General features: G+C 60.8%; 23 protein-coding genes. All 23 read right to left on the bottom strand.

Going from position 1 to position 23,425, the window contains the following annotated elements:
- Positions 1 to 46: 46 nt before the first annotated feature.
- On the bottom strand, positions 47 to 253 hold the full coding sequence (locus DPM35_RS32180; RefSeq protein ID WP_146767935.1) for a hypothetical protein: 207 nt from the start codon (positions 251 to 253) through the stop codon (positions 47 to 49).
- A gap of 355 nt (positions 254 to 608) precedes the next feature.
- A complete protein-coding gene (locus DPM35_RS10940; protein ID WP_112127307.1) occupies positions 609 to 1,421 on the bottom strand; it encodes a family 1 encapsulin nanocompartment shell protein in 813 nt (270 codons plus the stop codon).
- A gap of 7 nt (positions 1,422 to 1,428) precedes the next feature.
- Positions 1,429 to 2,481 carry a Dyp-type peroxidase gene (locus DPM35_RS10935; protein ID WP_112127306.1) on the bottom strand — a complete coding sequence of 351 codons (1,053 nt, stop codon included), beginning with the start codon at positions 2,479 to 2,481 and terminating at the stop codon, positions 1,429 to 1,431.
- Between the two features lie 101 nt (positions 2,482 to 2,582).
- Entirely contained in the window at positions 2,583 to 2,777 is a 195-nt protein-coding gene (locus DPM35_RS10930) for a hypothetical protein (protein WP_112127305.1), read from the bottom strand.
- A gap of 191 nt (positions 2,778 to 2,968) precedes the next feature.
- Positions 2,969 to 3,298 carry a succinate dehydrogenase, hydrophobic membrane anchor protein gene (sdhD, locus tag DPM35_RS10925; RefSeq protein ID WP_112127304.1) on the bottom strand — a complete coding sequence of 110 codons (330 nt, stop codon included), beginning with the start codon at positions 3,296 to 3,298 and terminating at the stop codon, positions 2,969 to 2,971.
- 64 nt (positions 3,299 to 3,362) lie between these two features.
- Entirely contained in the window at positions 3,363 to 3,764 is a 402-nt protein-coding gene (gene sdhC / locus DPM35_RS10920) for a succinate dehydrogenase, cytochrome b556 subunit (RefSeq protein WP_112127303.1), read from the bottom strand.
- A 2-nt stretch (positions 3,765 to 3,766) separates the two neighbouring features.
- Positions 3,767 to 4,705, bottom strand: coding sequence for a succinate dehydrogenase iron-sulfur subunit (locus tag DPM35_RS10915; RefSeq protein WP_281004593.1), 939 nt, complete (start codon positions 4,703 to 4,705; stop codon positions 3,767 to 3,769).
- 34 nt (positions 4,706 to 4,739) lie between these two features.
- Positions 4,740 to 5,420: a type 1 glutamine amidotransferase domain-containing protein gene (locus DPM35_RS10910; protein ID WP_112127301.1), complete on the bottom strand. Its 681-nt coding sequence runs from the start codon at positions 5,418 to 5,420 to the stop codon at positions 4,740 to 4,742.
- Between the two features lie 93 nt (positions 5,421 to 5,513).
- Entirely contained in the window at positions 5,514 to 5,768 is a 255-nt protein-coding gene (locus tag DPM35_RS10905) for a DUF2171 domain-containing protein (RefSeq protein ID WP_112127300.1), read from the bottom strand.
- A 103-nt stretch (positions 5,769 to 5,871) separates the two neighbouring features.
- Positions 5,872 to 8,484, bottom strand: coding sequence for an ATP-dependent chaperone ClpB (gene clpB, locus DPM35_RS10900; protein WP_112127299.1), 2,613 nt, complete (start codon positions 8,482 to 8,484; stop codon positions 5,872 to 5,874).
- Between the two features lie 113 nt (positions 8,485 to 8,597).
- Positions 8,598 to 10,202 (bottom strand): chaperonin GroEL, encoded by a 1,605-nt coding sequence (groL, locus tag DPM35_RS10895; protein ID WP_112127769.1) that lies wholly within the window; start codon positions 10,200 to 10,202, stop codon positions 8,598 to 8,600.
- An 86-nt stretch (positions 10,203 to 10,288) separates the two neighbouring features.
- Positions 10,289 to 10,582: a co-chaperone GroES gene (locus DPM35_RS10890; protein WP_112127768.1), complete on the bottom strand. Its 294-nt coding sequence runs from the start codon at positions 10,580 to 10,582 to the stop codon at positions 10,289 to 10,291.
- A 161-nt stretch (positions 10,583 to 10,743) separates the two neighbouring features.
- Positions 10,744 to 12,768, bottom strand: a complete 2,025-nt coding sequence (locus tag DPM35_RS10885) for a sensor histidine kinase (protein ID WP_112127298.1) — start codon at positions 12,766 to 12,768, stop codon at positions 10,744 to 10,746.
- On the bottom strand, positions 12,761 to 14,158 hold the full coding sequence (locus tag DPM35_RS10880) for a sigma-54-dependent transcriptional regulator (RefSeq protein ID WP_112127297.1): 1,398 nt from the start codon (positions 14,156 to 14,158) through the stop codon (positions 12,761 to 12,763). The genes DPM35_RS10885 and DPM35_RS10880 overlap by 8 nt, the downstream gene beginning before the upstream one ends.
- A 136-nt stretch (positions 14,159 to 14,294) precedes the next feature.
- Positions 14,295 to 14,570, bottom strand: coding sequence for a chaperone modulator CbpM (locus tag DPM35_RS10875; RefSeq protein WP_112127767.1), 276 nt, complete (start codon positions 14,568 to 14,570; stop codon positions 14,295 to 14,297).
- Positions 14,571 to 14,572: 2 nt separating this feature from the next.
- Positions 14,573 to 15,472, bottom strand: a complete 900-nt coding sequence (locus DPM35_RS10870; RefSeq protein WP_112127296.1) for a DnaJ C-terminal domain-containing protein — start codon at positions 15,470 to 15,472, stop codon at positions 14,573 to 14,575.
- 75 nt (positions 15,473 to 15,547) lie between these two features.
- Positions 15,548 to 16,240: a CDGSH iron-sulfur domain-containing protein gene (locus DPM35_RS10865; protein ID WP_112127295.1), complete on the bottom strand. Its 693-nt coding sequence runs from the start codon at positions 16,238 to 16,240 to the stop codon at positions 15,548 to 15,550.
- Positions 16,241 to 16,378: 138 nt separating this feature from the next.
- Entirely contained in the window at positions 16,379 to 18,277 is a 1,899-nt protein-coding gene (gene dnaK / locus DPM35_RS10860; protein WP_112127766.1) for a molecular chaperone DnaK, read from the bottom strand.
- Between the two features lie 393 nt (positions 18,278 to 18,670).
- Positions 18,671 to 18,892, bottom strand: coding sequence for a hypothetical protein (locus DPM35_RS10850; RefSeq protein WP_146767934.1), 222 nt, complete (start codon positions 18,890 to 18,892; stop codon positions 18,671 to 18,673).
- A gap of 48 nt (positions 18,893 to 18,940) precedes the next feature.
- A complete protein-coding gene (gene grpE, locus DPM35_RS10845) occupies positions 18,941 to 19,732 on the bottom strand; it encodes a nucleotide exchange factor GrpE (RefSeq protein ID WP_245431497.1) in 792 nt (263 codons plus the stop codon).
- 409 nt (positions 19,733 to 20,141) lie between these two features.
- A complete protein-coding gene (locus DPM35_RS32175; protein WP_146767933.1) occupies positions 20,142 to 20,351 on the bottom strand; it encodes a hypothetical protein in 210 nt (69 codons plus the stop codon).
- Positions 20,352 to 20,399: 48 nt separating this feature from the next.
- A complete protein-coding gene (locus DPM35_RS10840; protein WP_112127291.1) occupies positions 20,400 to 22,256 on the bottom strand; it encodes a potassium transporter Kup in 1,857 nt (618 codons plus the stop codon).
- Between the two features lie 96 nt (positions 22,257 to 22,352).
- Positions 22,353 to 23,351, bottom strand: coding sequence for a cation diffusion facilitator family transporter (locus DPM35_RS10835; protein ID WP_112127290.1), 999 nt, complete (start codon positions 23,349 to 23,351; stop codon positions 22,353 to 22,355).
- Positions 23,352 to 23,425 lie beyond the last annotated feature (74 nt).

The following is a 23,425-nucleotide window of genomic DNA, read 5'->3' as shown; positions in this document are numbered from 1 at the left end:
AGGATCAACGACGACGATGTTCGGATGGCGTCTAACAATCCTATGGTCATGCTTGGTCCCGATTATCGGCGATGACCTTATCGATTAACCCTTCATTGCGGCGGATGAACTCGTCCCGGGTCATCTTGGAAGCATGCCATGCGGCCTGAAGGCCGGCGTCCCGGCCAAGCCATTCGTTGCGCGTCTGATGATCGAGCTTGTGGCGCCGCGCGTCCTGTGACCCGTGCGATGCTCTGTCATGATCCTTGGACATCACGTTCCTCCTACCTGTCGGCGCTCCAGCTGTAGCAAAGCCCTCTATCCCGCCTCAAATCTGTAGCAACAGACGTGCCAATTCGAATTGCAGCGATATCAATGCGTTACACGACAAAATCTTGATGATTCCGGACAATTTGTCAGTGCCCGCCCGGACATGTTGTCCACGGCGCAGACGATGCCCCGGCACTGGCTGCTGAAGCAATTCCAAGGAAAGCGTCACCCGTTCGCCGGGAATGCACAAGACAAACAGGGCCGCGTTTCGCCGATCTGAGAAACGATGGAACGCACCATACCAAAGCAACGCGGGCTGATTTCGTTCCGCTCCGACAAGGGCTCGGATTGCTCGTCGGCTATTTCTCCATTTTCTCGGGATCGAGGACCACGGAGGCCTCGGTCGTCAGAAGTCTGAACGTGAAGCTCAGGAAGAAATACAGCTCCACGCTCGTGGCCGAATGGCTCGAATAGCCGATCGAAAAATCCTGTCCGATATCGAGCTCGAAATCGCCGCCCCGGGTCGTGAGCAGGAAGGCGCCGGCAATGGCAGGCGCCCAGATCACGCCGCCGTCGACCACGCGCTCGATATGGTGGAAGACCGGATAGCCGTCATCGCTTCCTCCGCTTGCCGCCGTGTATGCATCGGCGCCGAGCACAAGCGCATAGGGGCCATTGCAGCCGGCAAGCTTCAGCTCGCCCACCGCTTGCGCGACGGCGCCCGGATAGGACTTCACGTTCGACGGCAGTGCCAAGTGGGCGTTGCTGCTGCCGTCGCGAATGCCCTGAATGCCGGCCGCCGCATATCCGTCGAACACGGCGCGGTCCTCGGCAAAGGCGATCTTGCGCGCGGCCTCCTTGACGGGAGACCAGTCCGAATCCGTGGCGCCGCGCTCCACGTCGTCGATCGCCTGGCGCGAAAGCTCGAACGGAACGCGCAGCTCGACCAGGGGTTTGGCTTCCCGCAATAGCGTCTGAATTCCTTCGCCCGATCCCGGAATTTGCCTGGCGTGGCCAGTCCCGGCTGCCGAGAAGTCGAGCCCTTTCGGCCCGACGACATCAACGACGCGGCGCGCCGCCAGATGACGTTTCAAGGTGCGGGACGCCTCCTCCTCAATTTGCTCCCAAGCCGCGGTGGAGATCGGAGCCAGTTCCCGATGGAGATTGTTCATGTCCGCCTCATTTCTTGAGAGATCCGATACCGAGTGAACCGTCGCCGGGAGAAGCGCCTCGCCCGAGCGCTTCAGGCGCCGATGCAACGTTCAGGCCGGTGGCGGGGTCAGGCCCCGCCTCGGGGTCGACATTGTCCAGGAAGGTCGCCGTCGGCACGAAGAACAGCGTGCCTGTCACCGCGCGGCTGAAATCCAGCAGATGGTCGTAAGTGCCTGGCGGGTTGCCGATGAACATGTTCTCCAGCATCCTCTCGATGCGGTGCGGAGAACGGGCATAGCCGATGAAATATGTGCCGAATTCAGCCTTCCCTACCTCGCCGAACGGCATGTTGTCGCGCACGATCTGAAGCTGCTCGCCATCCTCTTCGATGTTGGTCAGGACATTGTGGGCATAGGGCTTCTTCACGGAATTGAGCTGCTCGATATCGGAGAGCTTGTGCCTTCCGATGATGTTTTCCTGTTCCTCGACAGGCACCTTGTTCCAGCGCTCCACGTCGTGGAGGTATTTCTGCACGATGACGTAGCTGCCGCCGGCAAAGGCAGGGTCTTCGTCGCCGACAAGGGTAGCCGCCTCGGCCGCCTGCCCTACTGGATTTTCGGTTCCGTCGACGAAGCCGATCAGGTCGCGGTCGTCGAAGAACTTGAAGCCGTGCACCTCGTCTTCGGTCGAGACCGCGCCAGCGAGCCGCGACATGACATGCGTTGCCAACTCGAAGCACAGGTCCATGCTCGCCGCACGGATGTGGAACAGGATGTCGCCTGGCGTCGAGACGGCGTGATGCACGCCGCGAATTTCACGAAAGGGATGCAGGTCCGCCGGCCTGGGCTCTCCAAACAGCCTGTCCCATGCGTCGGAGCCGAAGCCCATGATGCAGGACAGCTGTCCATTGAGATTGCGGAAACCGACGCCACGCAGCAGGCTGGACAGGTCGGCGCACAGGCCGCGCACCGTCTCCTCGGCCGCCGATCCGGGATTGATCGTCACGACCAGGAATATCGCCGCCCGGGTGAGCCTGGCAGAGACGGATTGGGAGACGGGAGGCGGTAGGCTCGAGACCATATTCGCTCTGTCAGGACGTTTGCGGGGGCGACAGCTGCATCAAAGCCAAGCTTCGAGCTCAGTGCAACCTGATCGACTTCAGTTCTACGATCCGCAGCACCCTAGTCCATGTCCCGGAACGCGTGCCCGTCGGCGGCAACGCCTTCCACGACGCTCGGCGGCAACAAGTCCTGCGCGGCGGTGCCGTCGAAAACCCATTCCTTCGGATCGGCGAAATCGGGAAGACCGGCGCCCTTACGCACGTAGAGACCTATCCCCGGCTTCTTGACGTTGATGTAGAGATCATATTCTGGCATCGACAAAACTCTCGTTAGCTCACACTTCGGCACGAACGAGCGGTTCCAGCCGTTGCTCATTCCTGGCCCTCTGAACGAGCAACACACGTGCCAGTTCGGAACGGCAACAATATCAGTTGTTTGAGCTTTTATTTCTGATGCCGTCGGACAATATGTCCAAACTTGGCGGACATATAGTCCGCCAGGCCTGTTCAGTCGAAAGCGGTGTAGACAACTGCAATACAGCCAACCGCCGCCAGTGCCAAACATCCCAGTCGCACGGCCATAAGCACCAGCGGCTTCCTGGCGGAATGAACGTAATCGTCCACGACGACCTGAAAGCCGAGGGCGATGTGATAGAACAATGCGGCCAGCAACAGGACCATCAAGACCATGGATAATGGGTTGGTGAGCCAGGCGACGAACTCGCCGTAGCCACTGCTGCTATGCGCGATGATCGAGGCAAGAAACCATATTGTCAGGGGTATGAGCGCGAGCGCGGTCGCGCGTTCCCAAAGCCAATGTCTGGCACCGTCCTTCATATGAATGCACCTCTCACACGGTGCGGACCGATACAATCGGAGCCCTGATGCGGCCGCATCGACATCAACTCCGCATAACAAGGGAAACAAGCCAACTGAGGGCGGTCAACAGCGCGCTTGCTGCAACGACGGCCCAACCGGATCGGTAGATCGCAGCAAGGTCGAAGCCCAATCCCGCATCCCAGGCAAGATGGCGCAGCCCGCCGCACAGATGAAAGAAAAAGGCAAACACGAACAGGAGAAGCCCAATTTGTCCGGGCGAGGATGCAAGCAGCAATTGGGTGTAGGTATAGGCTTCAGGCCCATTGGCGGCCGCAACCAGCCAAAACACCAGCCCGACGGCGCCTAGGCTGAGCACGATGCCGCTGGCCCGGTTGGCGATCGACAGAACTGACGTAAGCTGAGGCCGATAAATCTGGATGTTAGGCGAATTCGGCCGCTGTTTCCCATTTGCTCGGCTCTGCATGGCTACCCTCCGACGTTCTGGTCTTTTTCGGCCTGGCGTTCGACGATCATCTTCTTGATCTCGGCAATTGCCTTTCCCGGATTGAGCCCTTTCGGACATGTGCGGGTGCAATTGAGGATCGTGTGGCAACGATACAATCGAAACGGATCGTCAAGCCGATCCAGCCTTTCGGCCGCGGCCTCGTCGCGACTGTCGGCAAGCCATCGCCACGCCTGCAAAAGGGCGGCGGGCCCCAGAAAGCGGTCTCCGTTCCACCAGTAGCTCGGGCAGCCCGAGGAGCAACAGAAACACAGGATGCACTCGTAGAGCCCGTCGAGTTGCTGGCGTTCTTCGATGGATTGGATCCGTTCGGCCTCGGGCTCCGGCGATTTCGCGCTGAGCCAGGGCTGGACCGCTTCGTGCTGCGCGTAGAGGTGCGTCAGATCGGGCACCAGGTCCTTGATGATTTGCAGGCCCGGCAACGGATAGATCGGGCACAGGTCGTCGGTCTCGGAGATGAATCGCGTGCAGGCAAGCCAATTCGTGCCATCGATATTCATGGCACAGGACCCGCAGATGCCCTCTCTGCAGGACCGGCGAAACGCCAACGTGGGATCGATCTTGTCCTTGATCCAGATAAGCGCGTCGAGAACCATTGGGCCGCAATCGTCGAGATCGACCTCAAATCGATCGAGCGACGGATTACGGCCCGAGTCAGGATTGTATCGGTAGACATCGAAGACCTTGATGTGGCGTGCCCCGCTCGGGGCCGGCCAGGTACGACCGCCTTCAATGCGCGAGGTGGCAGGCAGGCCGAAGTTTTTCGGGACCGGAAACCGCTTCAGAAAGGTGTACTGTGGAAGCTGGTTCGAAGATCGAATGATCACCGCGTGCCCCTCCATCCATCGTGGGCTGGTCGGATGAAAGATCGCGCGGCGATCCGTAATGCCATTGCCGCGCAAGCCGAAATCATGGATTGAGCGGGCCCGCGGCCGGCTAGCGGAGCATCCTGAGCAACGCCTCGGCAGCCGGCTCTGACGACGCCGGGTTCTGGCCCGTGATCAACAATCCGTCGCTTGTGGTGAACGGCGCCCAATCCGGGCCGCGTTCGAAATGTGCGCCCTTTGCCTTCAGCATGTCCTCGACGAGAAACGGCACGACCTCCGTCAGCCCGACCGCGGCCTCCTCGCTGTCGGTGAAGCCCGTCGCGCGCTTGCCCCGCACGATCGGCTCGTCGGTCCGCGGATCCCGCACGTGGCGCAACACGCCCGGCGCGTGACAGACCGCCGCGACCGGCTTGCCGGCCGCCAGCGCGTGCTCGATCAGCTCTATCGAATGCTTATCCTCGGCAAGATCCCACAGCGGGCCATGACCGCCCGGATAGAACACCGCGTCATAGTCGTCGATCGACACGTCGGCGAGCTTGCGGGTCGCGGCAAGCGCGGCCTTCGCGGTTTCGTCGGCGCTGAAGCGGCGCGTGGCGTCGGTCTGCCCGGACGGATCGCTGCTCTTCGGGTCAAGCGGCGGCTGCCCGCCCTTTGGCGAAGCCAGCGTCAGCTCTGCGCCCGCATCTTTGAACACATAATAGGGCGCGGCCAATTCCTCGAGCCAGAAACCGGTCTTCTTGCCGGTGTCGCCGAGCTTGTCGTGCGACGTCAGGACCATAAGGATCTTCATAGTCGGATATCTCCTTCGAAGGTTGCGCGGCAATGCCCACGGCGAGCCTGGGGCAAGTACACGGCACCTCGTGCCGCGCGGCGGCGCGCCTCGTCACAACGGGACGGGTCGCCCGGACGGCTCCTCCTCCAAGGTCACGGCAATGTCGGCATTCGCGGAGAGGCGAACCTTGTTGCCTTCGACGCCGGCCACAAAGCCGATCTCTATGTAATGGTGATGGCCCTTGTGGGCGCCGAAGCTGTCGCTCTTCCGCAGCTTGATGCGGCCACCCTCCAGGCGATCGACCGTGCCGACATGCACGCCGTCGGCCCCGATTATTTCCATGCCTTCCCTGATCTTGTCCGTCATCGCTATTTGCTCCTCTTTCAACTTCTTGTTGCTAGAACTGCGTCACGCTGTGGTGACGTCGGTCAGACGCGCCGCCATCTGACGATGAGGCTCTCGACGGCGTTCAAAGCGGATCCAACTCATCCTCGTCCACGATCACCGGCTTCTTGCCATTGAACGTCAGCCCGTCCCTGCCCGCGGAGATTTTCACTGCCGATCCGTCGCGCACGTCGCCGGCCAGTATCATCTCGGCCAACGGATCCTGGACGTAGCGCTGGATGACGCGCTTCAGCGGGCGCGCGCCATAGGCCGGATCCCATCCTTTGTCGGCAAGCCAGCTTCGTCCCTTCGCATCGAGTGTGACCTCGATCTTACGGTCGTCCAGGATTTTCCGAAGGCGCGCGAACTGGATTTCGACGATCCGTCCCATCTCGCTCTTCTGCAGCCGGTGGAAGAGGATGATGGCGTCGATGCGGTTGAGGAATTCGGGACGGAAATGCGACCGCACCATCGCCATCACCTGCTCGCGCACGGCACTGGTCTTTTCGCCTTCCGGCTGGTTCACGAGATACTCGGCGCCGATGTTCGACGTCATGATAATGAGCGTGTTGCGGAAATCGACCGTGCGACCCTGACCGTCGGTCAGCCGACCGTCGTCGAGCACCTGAAGCAGCACATTGAAGACGTCCGGATTGGCCTTCTCGATTTCGTCGAACAGCACGACCTGATAGGGCCGGCGCCGCACGGCTTCGGTCAGCACGCCACCCTCGTCGTAGCCGACATAGCCCGGAGGCGCGCCGATCAGCCGGGCGACCGAATGTTTTTCCATGAACTCCGACATGTCGATGCGGACCATCGCCGTCTCGTCGTCGAACATGAATTCGGCCAGCGCCTTTGCCAATTCCGTCTTGCCGACGCCGGTCGGTCCCAGGAACATGAAGGAGCCGATCGGCCGGTTGGGATCCTGCAGGCCGGCACGCGCGCGACGCACGGCCGTCGACACGGCCCGCACCGCCTGCGCCTGTCCGACGACACGATTGCCGAGCACCTCCTCCATGTGGAGGAGCTTCTCCTTCTCGCCCTCGAGCATCTTGTCGACCGGCACACCGGTCCAGCGTGAAACAACCTGGGCTATGTTGTCCGCGGTCACAGTTTCGCTGATCGAGGTGTTCTCGCTGGCCTCGACGGCGGCGAGCTTTCGCTCGAGCTCGGGGATGACGCTATAGGCAAGCTCGCCTGCCCGCTGGTATTCGCCCTTGCGCTGCGCATTGGCGAGCTCGGTGCGGAACTGCTCGAGGTCGCTTCGCATCTTCTGCGCGTCGGACAGCTTGCCTTTCTCGGCCTGCCATTTCGACGTCATGTCGGCCGACTTCTTTTCGAGTTCGACCAATTCCTTGTCCAATGCCTGGAGACGGCTTTTGGACCCGGCGTCCTTTTCCTTCTTCAGTGCCTCCTGCTCGATCTTGAGGCGAACGATCTCGCGGTCGAGGGAGTCCAGTTCCTCCGGCTTGGAATCGACCTGCATCTTGAGCCGTGCGGCCGCTTCATCGACCAAATCGATGGCCTTGTCCGGAAGGAAGCGATCGGTGATGTAGCGGTTCGAGAGCGTCGCGGCCGCCACCAGCGCCGAATCCGCGATCCGCACTCCATGGTGAAGCTCGTATTTCTCCTTCAGTCCGCGCAGGATCGAGATCGTGTCCTCGACCGTCGGCTGTGCGACGAACACCGGCTGGAAACGCCGCGCGAGTGCCGCGTCCTTCTCGACGTGCTTGCGATATTCGTCGAGCGTGGTGGCGCCGATGCAGTGCAGCTCGCCACGCGCCAGCGCCGGCTTGAGCAGGTTTGATGCATCCATCGCGCCGTCCGTCTTTCCGGCGCCGATCAGCGTGTGCATCTCGTCGATGAACAGGATGATGCCACCGGCGGCGGATGTGACTTCGTTGAGCACGGCCTTCAACCGCTCCTCGAACTCGCCGCGATACTTCGCACCCGCGATCAGCGCCCCGAGGTCGAGCGCGAGCAGGTGTTTGTGCTTCAGGCTCTCCGGCACATCGCCATTGATGATCCTCAGCGCCAGCCCCTCAACGATTGCCGTCTTGCCGACACCGGGTTCGCCGATCAGCACCGGATTGTTCTTCGTGCGCCGTGACAGAACCTGGATCGTACGGCGGATTTCCTCGTCACGGCCGATGACCGGATCGAGCTTGCCCTCGCGGGCCGCGGCGGTGAGATCACGGGCGTATTTTTTCAGCGCGTCATAGGCGTTCTCAGCCGAAGCGCTGTCGGCGGTGCGGCCCTTGCGAAGCGCATTGATAGCCGCATTGAGGTTCTGGGGCGTGACACCGCCCTGAGCGAGCAGCTTGCCCGCCTCGCTATGCTTGTCTGCGTCCAGGGCCTGCAACAGCCGCTCGACGCTGACGAAACTGTCGCCGGCCTTCTCGGCCGCCTGTTCCGCGGCGGTGAAGAGACGCGCGGTCTCCGGCGCCAGATAAACCTGACCTGCGCCAGAGCCGGTCACCTTCGGCAGTTTCGCCAGCGCTTCCTCGGTCGCCTTCAGGATTGAACGTGAATTGCCGCCTGAGCGATCGATCAGCCCTGCAGCAAGGCCCTCATTGTCATCGAGGAGCACTTTCAGGATATGAGTGGGCGTGAACTGCTGGTTTCGCTCCCGCGCCGCCAGCGATTGCGCCGACTGGATGAAACCCCTTGCGCGATCGGTGTATTTCTCTGCGTCCATTGCGCAACCTTTCAAGGCAACAAGTCAGTTCCGAACAGGCCCTGGTCGAGTGCTGGCAGGCCCGGTCGAGCATCGGCGCCTCAGCGGCAGGCGATGCCGATAGCGGCGGGAACCTACGACGATGCCGCTGCTTCCTCGGCAGGCTTGTCGGCCACCATGGCTTCGGTGGTGATCATCAAGCCGGCGACCGACGCCGCGTTCTGCAACGCGCTGCGGACCACCTTCAACGGATCGATGATGCCTTCCTGGTACAGATTTCCGAACGTGTCGGTCTGGGCATTCCAGCCATAGCCGAAATCGCCCGTTCCTCTCACCTTACCGACAATGACCGATCCCTCGTCGCCGGCATTTTCCGCGATCTGGCGAATGGGCGCCTCAAGGGCCCGCCTTACGATTTGAATGCCATGACGTTGATCGTCATTATCGACATGGATGCTATCAACGGCCTTGGCCGATTTCAGCAAGGCGACGCCGCCGCCCGGAAGAATGCCCTCTTCCACCGCGGCGCGGGTCGCGTGCAACGCATCGTCGACGCGATCCTTCTTTTCCTTCACTTCCACCTCTGTCGTGCCGCCGACGCGGATCACCGCGACGCCGCCGGCAAGCTTGGCCACGCGCTCCTCCAGCTTCTCGCGGTCGTAGTCGGACGCGGTGTCTTCGATCTGCTGCTTGATCTGGGTCACGCGGCTTTGTATGGCCGCCTTCTCGCCGGCGCCGCCGACAATGGTGGTGTTTTCCTTCTCGATGCGAACGTTCTTGGCTCTGCCAAGCGTGGTTAGCTCGACGTTTTCGAGCTTCATGCCGAGATCGTCCGAAACCACCTGGCCACCGGTGAGGATTGCAATATCTTCAAGCATCGCCTTGCGGCGGTCGCCGAAGCCGGGAGCCTTGACCGCAGCGATCTTCAGGCCGCCGCGCAGCTTGTTGACGACGAGCGCCGCGAGCGCTTCCCCCTCGACGTCCTCGGCGATGACGAGCAACGGCTTGCCGGATTGGACCACCGCTTCCAGCAAGGGCACCATGGCCTGAAGATTGGAGAGCTTCTTCTCGAACAACAAGATATAAGCATCCTCGAGTTCGACGACCATTTTGTCGGGGTTGGTGACAAAATAAGGCGAGAGGTAGCCGCGGTCGAACTGCATGCCTTCGACGACTTCCAGCTCGGTATCGGCGGTCTTGGCCTCCTCGACGGTGATGACGCCGTCATTACCGACCCTTTCCATGGCCTCGGCCAGGTAGCGGCCTATCTCGGCGTCGCCATTGGCCGATATGGTTCCGATCTGGGCTATTTCGTCGTTTTTGACGATCTTGCGCGCGTTCTGCTTCAGCTCGTCGACGACAGCGTCGACCGCCTTGTCGATGCCGCGCTTGAGATCCATGGGATTCGCGCCCGTGGCGACAGCCTTTGCGCCTTCCCGTACGATCGCCTGCGCCAACACGGTGGCCGTCGTCGTGCCATCGCCTGCGATGCTGGCGGTTTTGGCGGCAACCTGGCTGACCATCTGCGCGCCCATGTTCGCGAACTTGTCCTCCAACTCTACGGCCTTGGCAACGGTCGCACCGTCCTTGGTGACGCGAGGGGCACCGTAGGCGCGCTCAATGATGACATTGCGACCCTTGGGGCCTAGAGTTACCTTTACTGCGTCGGCAAGCACATCGACTCCGCGTAACATCTTGTCGCGCGCATCGGTGTCGAAAATCACATCTTTTACTGCCACGGTGCTCTCCCTGACCAATTGTTCGATGGTTGGAAAATTCGATCACGCCGCTTGAATTTCACCGGCGTGCGATTGGCGCTTTGCCACTATCGAGCTTCGATGATGCCAAGGACGTCGGGTTCCTTCATGATGAGAAGTTCCTCTGCGCCGAGGACAATCTCTGTCCCAGACCATTTGCCGAAGAGAATGCGATCACCGACTTTGACGTCCGGCTTGATCCGCTTGCCGGCTTCGTCGCGCGCTCCGGGACCCACCGCGATCACCTCGCCTTCCATCGGCTTCTCCTTGACGGTGTCGGGTATGAGGATGCCGCCGGCTGTCCTTTCGTCCGCGACGATGCGACGAACAAGGATGCGATCATGCAATGGATGGAATGCCACGGCGCTCTCCTCGACCAACGAACCCTGTCGAGATACATGGAGCAACGCGCGTGCCAATTTGGGGTGCGCAACAAAATCAAGCGGATATTGCGGATGACCCGGCGGAGACGGGACAAGATGTCGGAAATGAATCGGACAAAATGTCTTTGTCCGAATGATGATCAGCTTGCTTCGGGCAACCAGACCGTGAACGTGGTTCCCTTGCCGAGCTCACTCTCGACCGCGATGTTGCCGCCTTGCCGCGTTGTAAGCATCTGGCTGATCGAGAGGCCGAGCCCCGTTCCTTCGCGCGACTTGGTGGTGAAGAAGGGATCGAAGACCTTCTGCATCACTTCGAAGGTCATGCCGGCGCCTGTGTCCGTAACCTCGATTGCCACGCCCTTGCGTTGATCGAAATCGCTATCGAATGTTCGCAATGTGAGCCGCCCGCCTTGCGGCATGGCATGGATCGCATTCACAATCAGGTTGACCAGCACCTGTTGAAGTTCCGTGCGGTTCATCATGATCGGCCGCGAGGCGCGGTCCTCACGCTCGACCAGTATCGTCTTCTTCCTGAGCAGATGCTGGACCAAAGGCAGCGTGTCAGTGATGATGTTGGCCGCCACGTATTGTTCTGTGTAGCCTGCATATTCCTGCGGTTTCGCGAACCGCAGCAACTTGGTCACCATCTGGCTGATGCGATTCATCTGCTCGTCGATCAGCTTGAACTCCGTCCTTGCGCTCTCGGCATTCGGTCCCATCAGATCGCGGATCACTTCGAGGTTGCCCTGCATGACGGCGATCGGGTTGTTGATCTCGTGGGCGACACCTGCGGTTATCTCGCCGATCGCGGCAAGCTTTTCCGACATGACCAGTTGCTTGGTGGTCGTCTCCAGTTGGGTGGTAGCCTGCTGAAGCTTGAGCGCACGCTCCTCAACCCGCTGATTGAGCTCCTCATTCCATCCGCGCAACTCCGCGTCGCGCTCCTGGACCAGATCGAGCAAATGGTCGAGATGAAGCGCCACCTGGCCGATCTCGTCCTGGTTTTTGATCGGCCCTGTCCGAGCGGCAAGATCGCCGCTTTCGACCTTGGCGATCGTGCCTGTCATGCGCTCGAGAGGTTTGAAGATGCTTCTTGCCCAGGTCAGGAACAAGGGAACGGTCGCGGCCACCGCTAGCACGAACGCGCCCGCGATCGTCAGCAAAGTCTCGAATTTGGCATCGGTGAAAGGTTTCTGGAGAAATCCCACGTAAAGCATGCCGACACGCCGATCGAAGCTGTCATGGATCGGCTCGTAAGCAGAGATATACCAGTCATCGACGACGAACGCGCTGCCGAGCCATGTATGCCCCTCGTCAAGGACGGCGTCCTTGACCGCCTCCGAGACCTGCGTTCCGATCGCTCTCTTGCCCTCGAACAGGCGCACATTGGTGCTGATGCGGATGTCGCCCAGGAACAGGGTTGCGGTTCCTCTGCTGCCATCCGGCAGGCCAGCCCCTCGAAAGGTTAGATCGTTGATCGTGTCGACGAAGGCAAGGTTCTCGTTCAAAAGGACACCGCCTATCAAGGCGGCCTTGCGGCCATCGGGCAATGTCAATGGGCCAGCGGATTGGAGGACCAGCCCGCGCGCTTCCACCGTGCGATCTGTGTCGGCACTGCCAGCGGTCTTGACGATGTCGATGCGTGCCCGTTGCGCGAGTTCGGGAGATATGGCCGCGAGCTGCGCCTGTTCGAACACATCGATGGCCGTCTGCGGTTGACCCCGAAGGGCGGATCCGACGACCGGCCAGTCCCAGCGGATCGAGGTCGCCGCCATCGGGTATTCGCTGACCACGAGACGCCCGCCGTCGTCGACGACATAGAGAAAATCGAAAGCGCGCTTCCGCGCCGTGTCCTTCAGAAGCTGTGCAAGATCGCCATCGGCGTAGTCGCCTTTCAGGAGCAGGCCTTGAAATCGGGCCGACTCGGCCACCGCCACGAGTTGGTCTTCCGTATTCTGGAGGATGCGTGCCAGATATTGATGCGCGATCGTAAGATCGTCATTGACCTTCGACACCGCGATCGCGTCGAACTTGGCGTTCCAGCGATAGATGCTGATGCCGAGCAGGAGCGGCAGGATGACGATCATCGGCACCAGCGCGATCGCCAACAGACGAGCGCGCACCGACAGTCGCCTCCAGCTGGCTAGTTTTGCACCGTCAGACATTCCAGCTTGCGCATTTTCGGTCGATCGTCTTGCGCGAAATACCTAGCCGTCGGGCTGCTTCCTCGCGATCGCCGCCAACCTCATCCAGGACCGAAAGGATATGCCTGCGCTCGACGCTGGCCAAGCTCTCGTTCGCGCGCCCGCGGTCTTCCTCGTCATCGACGTGCCCGGCGATGTCGTGCGGGAAAGCGCCGAGGATCACCGCCCTTTCAATCAGGTTTCGCAGTTCCCGAATATTGCCCGGCCAATCATAGCGCAACAGCGCAGCCCGCGCACCGGCATCGATCGGCACGGCTGGCATGCCAAGCTGCGAAACAAACGAGCGCATGAAATACTCCGCCAATTCCAGCACATCGTGACCGCGGTCCTTCAGACGCGGCAAGTGGACCTGGATGACGTTGATCCGGAAAAAGAGGTCGGCCCTGAAACTACCCGCGTCAACGCGCTTGGCAAGGTTGGCGTTGGTGGCAAAGATGAACCTCGCGTCGAATGGAACTTCGCGTTCCGAGCCGACCGGCCGAACGCGACGATCCTCGAGAACACGAAGCAATTTCGTCTGAAGAACCAACGGAAGCTCGCCGATCTCGTCGAGGAACACTGTGCCGCCATGCGCATGCATGAACAGGCCTTCACGCGCCCTGCCCGCGCTGGTGAACGCACCCTTCAAATGACCGAACAGCTCGCTTTCGATCATGTCTGCGGGGATTGCCCCGCAGTTGATCGGCACGAAAAGCTTGTCGGATCGATCGGAAAGGGAGTGCAGAGAGCGGGCGGCAACCTCCTTACCCGTCCCCGACATGCCGGTCAAAAGGACCGAGGTCGGCAACGGGGCAACACGCGCAATCGTCTCGCGCACATGCTCGATCGCCTTTGAGCTGCCGAGCAGCCTGTCGCGCAGCAGGATCTCGTGCGGCGGTGACCTCAATTCGTGACGCAGGACGTCATTCTCGCGCTGCAGCCGGATGCGATCCAGACACCGCGCAACTGCGTTCAGCAACTGATTTGAGCGGAACGGTTTCAAGATGAAATCGACAACGCCGGCGCGCAATGCTTCGATCGCCGCGTCCAGATCGGCATAGGCCGTCATCAGGATCACATCGGCGAAGAATCCGATCGCACGCTGTTGTGCCAGCCAGTCAAGGCCGTTCTGCTCGGGCATGATGTTGTCGAGAATGACGACATCGAAATGTTGACTATCAACCTTGCGGGACGCTTCCTTCGCGTCTTGCGCCTCCTCGATCACCTTGCACCGCGGCGCAAGGATCTTGACCAGGAAGTTACGAATGCCGGGTTCGTCGTCGACGACCAGGATGGAAGCCTGAGCCAGCCAGGGTCCAAATTCCGGATCGGAGATAGGTTCAGCGATGTCTTGGGCACGGTCCTGCGACATTCAAACTCCTTCCGGAGCCGCCATTGGCCAGTCAGTCTAACAGTTGGCCACGCGACCCTCCACCTGCTGCTCAATCACTCACTCTCGGGGACGCGGCCACCGGTCTCGCCTTGGTTATGCTGCGGGGGCGTCGTCGTTAGAATGAACGCCCCTTTATATCCTCACGCAGTTGTGCCAGCGCGCGACGCAACTCGTGAAGCTGATCCATAAGGTGAAGGATCACGTCGACGCCCTCATCATTGGCACCGAAATCATTCTTCAACTCGTGGATGAGCCGCGCGCGAGCGATATCGATATCCGTGAACCGGATTCCCTTCGAGGTCTGCTCCGGAATGAGCCATTGCTGTTCGAGCCAAAGCTCCAGCGTTTGAACCCGCAGGTCCGAAGACTTGAGAAACTCCTTTTTGTTCATCTTCATATCCTGTCTTCGCGCGGATTGAATTCCTTGCCTTTGCTCCAGTTCATTACGAAGGCATCGAGCTCAGGGTCCGACTTCGGCAGCACCACCTTCAGCTTGACCAACTCATCACCGTGACCGCCGCCGCGGCGTGGAGCGCCCTTGCCTTTCAGCCGCAAGGTCGTGCCGGTGTTCGCCCCCTTCGGGACCGTTACGGTCACATCTCCGGTTGGCGTAGCAACGCGGATACGCCCCCCGAGAACCGCTTCGGTAAGCGAGATCGGCACTTCCAGGGAAATGTCGTCGCCGTCTCGGGTGAACCGCCTGTCCGGCAGAACCTCGACTTCGATCAGGGCATCGCCGGCGCCGCCCTTGCCAGCTCCGGGTGCTCCTTTGCCCTTAAGGCGCAAAGTCTGTCCATCCACAAGGCCGGGCGGGATCTTCACGTCCAGCGTGCTTCCGTCCGGGAGCGTCAGACGCTTGTTCGCGCCGGTGATCGACTCGACAAAATCGATCGGCAGACGATAGTGCATGTCCTGCCCACGGCGGTTCGCCCTTGCCCTCTGGCCACGTCTGAGAAGTTCGGCGAACGCATCGTCCGTGTCCATGAAGTCGGCGAAGCCGGACGTATCGGCATAGGGGTGTCCCTGATCCGACGAGGCATAGTCCCGATAGAAGTTATGCTGCGGCCGCTCGGCTCCGGAGGCGTCGATTTCGCCACTGTCGAAGCGCTTGCGCTTCTCGGCGTCGCTGAGCAGGTCATAGGCACCCGCGACCTCCTTGAATTTTTCCTCCGCGGCCTTGTCGCCGGGATTGAGATCCGGATGCAGCTTCTTGGCGAGCTTGCGATACGCGCTTTGTATTTCGGCGGCGGAAGCCGTGGCGGCGACACCGAGAACTTCGTAGGGATTTCTCACGATTTGCTCCGGAAGGCTCTGTCGATTGCAGGACCTGCGACCACAATTCCACCCGACGGCGCCAACATGCACATTCTATTTCGCCTGAAACTTGATTGCAGCATGGGTACCATCGCAGAAAGGCTTGTTCCTGGATCCGCCGCAACGGCATAGCGTCATTCGATTGCGCACTTCGTATTCCTCGCCATCGGCCGAAACTACAGCGATTCCGCCACGCAACCAGAGCGGACCGCTACAGCCTTCCGCCGGATCTTCAACGAGACCTATCGAGGGCGCAAGCTCCGGCTCAATGGCAGCGCCGCGGCTCTTGTCCCAGACGACCAAGCGCCCGGACGGGCAGTTCTGGACCTGTCGGATGAAGGTGGCGCGCACCCGAGGGTCGTCGGTGTGGGAAGCCTGACTCCAGACTTGGCCGTTGGGATCGCAGAACCGTGCGAACGCGCACAGGCTCTCCACGTCCAGCAAAGCCAGGGATGGACCGTCGAAGGCCTCCGCTCGTTGGAGATATGGCGTCCGATCCGCGACCTCCGTACCGTCAAAGGCGACCTTGGCGTGGGAGCCGTCACAAAACGGCTTCTTCCTGGAATGCCCGCATCGACACAAGAAGAATTTCGGCCCCGCTGGGGGAAGCTCTTTCTCGATCCAATTTTCCGATGCCCCATCGGAGTCTGCTACGATGGTCTGCTCGGAAAGTCCCACCTTCCCGCTGACCATGTACGGACCATTGCGCGTGACGGTTATACGCACAGTGCTGTCCGATTTCTTCATGGCCGACTTTCCTTCGCCAACAGGAGTTGAGGACCAGCATCGCACCCCTGGCACGGGGCGCGATGCGCCTGAATACCGGCGCCCCATCGCATGGTCCGGGGCCACCGGGGTACCAAGTTTGCTTCCTGGCCGCGACGCCTATTTCTTGTCGTCGTCCTCGACTTCCGTGAATTCAGCGTCGACAACGCCATCGTCGTTGCCTGCATGGGCCGAGCCTGAATCCGCCGACGCCTGCGACGCGGACTGAGCGGCCTCGGCCAGTTTCATGGCACGCTGCTGCAAGACACCGGCCTTCGCGGTTATCATCGGCCCCTCGTCGGCCTTCACCGCTTCGCGAAGGTTGGCCATGGCTTTCTCGATCTCGCCGCGATCGGGTTCGGAGAGTTTGGAGCCGTGCTCAGCCAAGGCTTTCTCGGTTTCGTGTATGAGCGCCTCGGCGGAATTCTTCGCTTCGACTGTCTCCTTGCGTTTCTTGTCTTCCGCCGCATGTGCCTCGGCGTCCTTGACCATCCTCTCGATATCCGCCTCCGTGAGGCCGCCGGAGGCCTGGATCTGGATACGCTGCTCCTTGCCGCTGCCCTTGTCCTTGGCGGAGACGTTGACGATGCCGTTGGCATCGATGTCGAAGGTCACCTCGATCTGCGGCATGCCGCGCGGGGCTGGCGGGATCCCCATGAGATCGAACTGCCCGAGCATCTTGTTGTCGGCCGCCATTTCGCGCTCGCCCTGGAAAACGCGGATGGTGACTGCGCTCTGATTGTCCTCAGCCGTCGAGAAAACCTGGCTCTTTTTTGCGGGCACCGTCGTGTTGCGATCAATGAGACGCGTGAACACGCCACCCAATGTTTCGATGCCGAGCGACAACGGGGTTACGTCGAGAAGCAGGACGTCCTTGATGTCGCCCTGAAGCACGCCGGCCTGGATGGCCGCGCCGACTGCGACCACCTCGTCTGGGTTGACGCCCTTGTGCGGTTCCTTGCCGAAGATTTTGACTACGACATCCTGGACCTTCGGCATTCTGGTCATCCCGCCGACCAGCACCACCTCGTCGATGTCATGCGCTGCAATGTCGGCGTCCTTCAACGCGGTGAGGCATGGCTCAATGGTTCGCTGAATAAGATCCTCGACCAGCGATTCGAACTTTGCCCGGGTTATCTTGATCTGGAGATGCTTGGGCCCTGCCGCATCAGCCGTGATGAACGGCAGGTTGACTTCGGTCTGAGTGGAGGTCGAGAGTTCGATCTTTGCTTTCTCTGCCGCCTCTTTTAACCTTTGCAGCGCGAGCTTGTCCTTTTTCAGATCGATCCCTGCTTCCTTCTGGAACTCGTCCGCCAAATAGTTGAGCAGACGCATATCGAAATCCTCGCCGCCAAGGAACGTGTCTCCGTTGGTGGATTTGACCTCGAACACGCCGTCTCCAATATCGAGGATGGAAATGTCGAAAGTGCCGCCGCCGAGATCATATACCGCGATCTTGGCCAGTTTCTTCTTGTCGAGGCCATAGGCCAGCGCCGCCGCGGTCGGCTCGTTGATGATGCGCAGAACTTCGAGGCCGGCAATCTTGCCGGCGTCCTTCGTCGCCTGACGCTGGGCATCATTGAAGTAAGCCGGGACGGTAATGACTGCTTGGGTTACCTTCTCGCCGAGATTGGCCTCTGCCGTTTCCTTCATCTTCTGCAGGATGAACGCCGATACTTGCGACGGCGAATACGTCTTGCCCTCGGCCTCGATCCAGGCGTCGCCGTTCGCGGCCTTGACGATCTTGTAGGGGACGAGCGCCTTGTCTTTTTCGACGACCGGATCGTCAAAGCGGCGGCCGATCAGTCGCTTTACCGCGAAGATCGTGTTGGTCGGATTGGTTACGGCCTGTCTGCGAGCCGGTTGACCGACGAGACGTTCGCCGCTGCTCGTGAAGGCTACGACGGAAGGCGTCGTACGTGCCCCTTCGGAGTTCTCGACAATACGGGCGTTCTTGCCCTCCATGACGGCAACACAGGAATTCGTCGTTCCCAGATCGATTCCGATGACTTTGGACACCACTGCGCTCCTTGTTTGCTTTATTCGTTTGCTAGGTTCTGACTGTCCTCACCAATCCGACAGCAACTGACATGCCAATTTCGACATGCGGCGAATTCAATGGTTTACGGTTCGAACACGTACCGCCCTGGACAAAATGTCATCTTCGAGCCGGACAATGTGTCCGTCGCCGAGAAGGCGAAAAAGCACACCCGCGTCTTCAGGAAATGCCGATGATCCCGCCTTCGTGCGTCTTGCTCGGGGCGATGTCGAAGAATTCCGTTCCGGTCGCCTTGCCGAATTGGTTGGGCCGCGTTGCTATTCGAATGCTGAACGGAGGCGAGCTGAAGGGCACGGCCAGGATTGCGGTCCATTGGCCATTGCCGGTGCATTCATCATAATTTGTTTCGCAGTTCATGCCCGTTTGCGGGATTCGAACCATTTGCCGTAATTCCCGTCCGGGCCTGCCACGGATGCGAATGAATAGACCTCGTTGGTTATATTGACCAAGCCGAGCGTCCATTTTTCGCCAGGCCTGCCGCGTCCCTTGAGAGGATCGAACGTCTTGTCGATGTCGCCGTCTCGAATGGTGAAATCGGTGTAAGCGCCCTTGGTCTGGATTTTCTTGTAAGACATGACCTCCTCCTCGCTCGTCAAACGAACAATGCGCGGACCTCTTGCCGGTCAGCGCCTATTTTGGGGTTGTTCCCGATTGCCGGAGAGCGGCACGCCCTGCGAGGGAGCCCCCGTCGCAATCCCAACTTTGGCTGGGCGCAACGGCCGCGACCCGATGGAATATCCAGGCTCTACGATCTTGGCGATGGTGCCAGGTGGCACGGAGGGGTCGGGCAACTCGAACAACGCCTCGTGGAAGTTTGGATCGAAGCGCTCTCCCAGTGGTACGAGCTTCTTGACGCCATGCTTCTCCAACGCCTGAAGCATTCCTTTTTCGGTAAGCTCCACGCCCTGGATCAGTGTCTTGAGCGCCCCGTCGACTTTACGGGCTTCGTCAGGCACGCTGGCGATGGCGCGCTCCATGTTGTCGGCGACGCCAAGCATGTCGCCGGCGAACTTCGTGATCGCGTACTGGCGCACGTCGTTGAAGTCGCGCTCGGCGCGGCGGCGCACGTTCTCCACCTCCGCCAAGGCCCGCAGCAAGCGGTCTTTCAGCTCGGTATTCTCAGCTTCGAGCCGTGCGAGCTCAGACTGCGCGTCATGACCAGCCTGCGGATTCTTGCCAGCAGGATCGGATCGATCGGCATCGGCCCCGGTGTCACTGTTTACTGCCGGTTCGCGCGCCGGCGTCTTGCGGGCTCCGGGATCACTGCCATCATGTTTGTGGTTCTTGGTCATATCATTAAGCCCGGCTTTGACTTGATCTTCGCGGTCCGCTCGATCATCCGAGGACGAGAAACCAACCGCACCTTGCGCGCGCTTCGGCGAACGCTTGTGGCAAGATGGAAGTCTGATAGGCATTCGTCATGGAGGCCTCCTCTTCCGTGCCCGGGTCTTCGCGCCGGGCACTCTGCAGTCACACAGGACGGCCCACCGGTTTCAGACATTTCATAGCGACGACCCGTTGGGCAGCCGCTCGCTTGCGGGGTTCGCGGGTTCTTTCTTTCGGTGGCGACCGCAATGATTGATAAGCAATGCACGTGCCAATTTTGAACAGCAGCGATATCAACCGGTTGCCGGCGCTGTCGTGGCGAGCCTGATCAAATTGTCCGTGCCGCAGCGGACAATCTGTCCAGACGGTTCACCACATTCCGGACATGCGAAATGCCGGCGAAAACTCATCCACCTGGCTGATATGCGGGCACGACGTAACGCGCGGTCTCTATTGCCGACGCCCGTCCTCGAAGCAGCAAACCCAGGGGCAGGAATGCTATTCGTCCCCTGTCTTGTCGCCGAAGAGTATCCACTCGGGCGAGTTGTCTCCGCCCGGCAGCTTTGGCTGCTTCATGTTGGCTAGCTTCAGGATGTCCTTGGGTGGTTTGTTGCCCGCCGCATCTATCGAAACCTGATTGTTCGGATCATCCGGCGCGCGGGTTACCGTCGTCATCGCCGGGTCCGTCCAACGATATTTCTCAGCCATCTCTGTACCTCCTGTTTCAACGGAGCTTCACGGCTCCTGGGCCCGAAGCTAGATTCTTATCTCGGTCCCGATTTCGACGAGTTGCCCGGACGGGATACCGAACGAAGTGCCGGTTGTTGCCGAGTTGCGCTGCATCCACATGAAAATGGCTTCCCGCCAGCGCCACATGCCTGGAACATCGGCATCGGGAATTACCGTCTCGCGGCCGATGTAGTAGCTGGTCTGCAACAGTTCGTGCGGAGAAACGCACACCCGCGCCCTGGCCAGTCCGCCCGGTATGTCGGGCATCTCCATGAATCCGAAGCTGAGGACGACGCGCTCGAAACCGGACGTCAATTCGGAGACCACCGCGCGGTCGTCGGCGTCCACCGCCGGGATTTCTTCGACAACCACCGATACGAGCAGGACGCGCTCCTGGAGAGCCTTGTTGTGCTTCAAGTGGATCGAGAGCGACAGCGGGATACCTGTCCTCGAGGCGGAAAGAAAAGCGGCGGTGCCGGGCACCCGACAGACCGCCTTATCCTCAAGGGCGGCTATGAAGCGTTTTTCATCGAGACGCCGCTCGGCGCGCGCAGCCTCGAGGAGTTCGAGGCCGCTGCGCCATGTCAGCATGAGAAAGGCGATGGTCCCGGCGATGAGCAGCGGGAACCACCCGCCTTCGAACAGCTTAAGGGCGTTGGCCAAAAGGAAGACGAGATCGACCACCATGAACATGCCGTTCAACAGCACGACCAGTGTCGGATTGTATCCCCATCTGATTGCCACCAGCGCCGCCAGGAAGGTCGAGATCACCATCAGGCCCGATACGGCGATGCCGTACGCCCCGGCCAAGGCGTCGGACGACTTGAAGATCAGCACCGCTGCCAGCGTCGCCGCCGCAAGCAGCCAATTTGCCACCGGAATGTAAATCTGCCCGTGCTCCTCCCGGGCTGTGTGGAGGATGCGGAGGCGTGGGAGGAACCCGAGTTGCACCGCCTGCTGCGTAAGTGAAAACACGCCGGAGATAATCGCTTGCGATGCGATCACGGTTGCCAAAGTCGCAAATATCACCAGCGGATAATGCGCCCAACCAGGCGCAAGTCCGTAGAACGGCCCGCCCGCGGCCCGAGGATCAGCCGAGACCAGGGCGGCTTGCCCGAGGTAATTGAGGACCAGCGCCGGCAGCGCCACGAAGAACCACGCGGCGCGGATGGCGCTGCGGCCAAAATGTCCCATGTCGGCATACATCGCCTCACCACCGGTGACCGCCAGGAACGCGGCGCCCAGAACGCCGAAGTTGACGGCGAGCGGCGCATGCGCCACGAACCCGACCGCCGCGGACGGCAGCAGCGCCTTGAGAACTTGCGGATCTCTGACGATGCCGATCAGCCCTAGCACGCCGATCGCGACAAACCAGCACAACATTATCGGGCCAAAAATCCGCCCGATGAATCCCGTTCCCCTGGACTGCGCCATGAAAAGGGCAATCAGAATCGCGAGTGTTATCGGGATCACCGCATCCTCAAGGCCAGGCGCATCGAGCTTAAGCCCTTCAACCGCGCTCAATACGGAGATCGAGGGCGTTATTGCGCCGTCACCATAGAGCAGCGCGGCGCCGATCAGGCCCAACACGAGCAGGGCGCCACGTCCACTGCCTCGTTGCGTACTACGAGAGCCCAGCAAGGCAAGCATGGCCATCACCCCGCCTTCGCCGTGATTGTCGGCGCGAAGGATCAGCAACGCATATTTGACCGAAACGATCAGGATGAGGCACCAGATCACCAGCGAGGCTATTCCGACCGCCGCGTCGCCCATATCCTGGCCGCGTTGCGCGGCCGCCTGCAGGGCGATCTTGAAGGCGTAGAGGGGACTGGTGCCGATGTCCCCATAGACAACGCCAAGCGCTGCTAGCGAGAGCCCGGCCAAGCCACTCGGCTTGAAAGTCGGCTGATCGCGTCGATCAGGAGGATGGTTGCTCGACCACGTCAATCGTTATCCCCTGTTCGGCCAACTCTCCCGGAGTCACGGCGGCGCGGGCGGAAGTGCGTAATCACCGAACCGTCGCTTTCGCGCGCTTTCGAATTGCTCCAGGGTTTGAGGCTTGACGAAGAGCGCCACGACGTCGGGATGAGCGAGTTGCACGCGCTTTTCGATCGCAGCGACGCAAGCCTCGATCTCCTCCGCGCCAAGCGACTTGTCGAACTCGACGCTGAGCGCAACCATGGCCTGATCCGGCGCAAGCTGTGCAGTCAAGGCGCTGTTGGCGTGCGTCACGCCAGGCTGCTCCTGGGCAATCCGGCAGATGGCCGTGACAAGGGCCGGCGGAGCGCGCTCGCCGATCAGCAGGCTTTTGCTTTCGATCGCGAGCAGCAGAGCCGTGACCGCAAGCACAAGCCCGATCAGGATCGAAGCAACGCCATCCAGGATCGGCATGTCGAGCACATCGGCAGCCATGATTCCGGCAGCGGCAATCGCGATGCCGACTAGCGCCGCGCTGTCCTCGAACAGCACCATGAACGCCGGCGGATCCTTGCTTTGACGAAAAGCCGTCCAGAAGCCGAGGTCGCCCCTCACCTTCGCGAACGCCCGCCATGCGACAACCCAGGATGCGCTTTCGAACAGAAAGGAAAGGCCTAGCACCACATAGCTGACCACGACCTGCTCCAGAGGCCGCGGGGCAATGACGTGCTGGACGCCCTGGTATAGCGAGACGCCGGCCCCGAGCCCGAACAGCAGCAGCGCGACGATAAAGCTCCAGAAATAGAGTTCCCTGCCGAAACCCAGCGGATGAACCAGATCCGGCCGCCGCGCAGCGCGGCGATAGCCGTAGAGAAGCAAGCCCTCATTGCCGGAATCGACCACGGAATGAACCGCCTCGCTCGCCATCGCGGCACTGCCCGTGACGAAGGCCGCCGCGAGCTTGGTCGCAGCGACAGCAATGTTGCCGGCCAGCGCGGCATGAACGACAAGGCGCGCCGCCGGCCGTCGATGCAGTTTTGGATCGGTCAGCACGGCGCTCACGGCACCGCGCCCCAGCACCCGGAACTAGGACATTCCACATCGGCTAAAAACCAGGTGCCGCGGATCATGGATCC

This window comes from Mesorhizobium atlanticum (assembly GCF_003289965.1).
Classification (GTDB): domain Bacteria; phylum Pseudomonadota; class Alphaproteobacteria; order Rhizobiales; family Rhizobiaceae; genus Mesorhizobium; species Mesorhizobium atlanticum.
The sequence above is the reverse complement of the archived record's forward strand: the minus strand, read 5'-3'. Positions and strand labels throughout refer to the sequence as shown.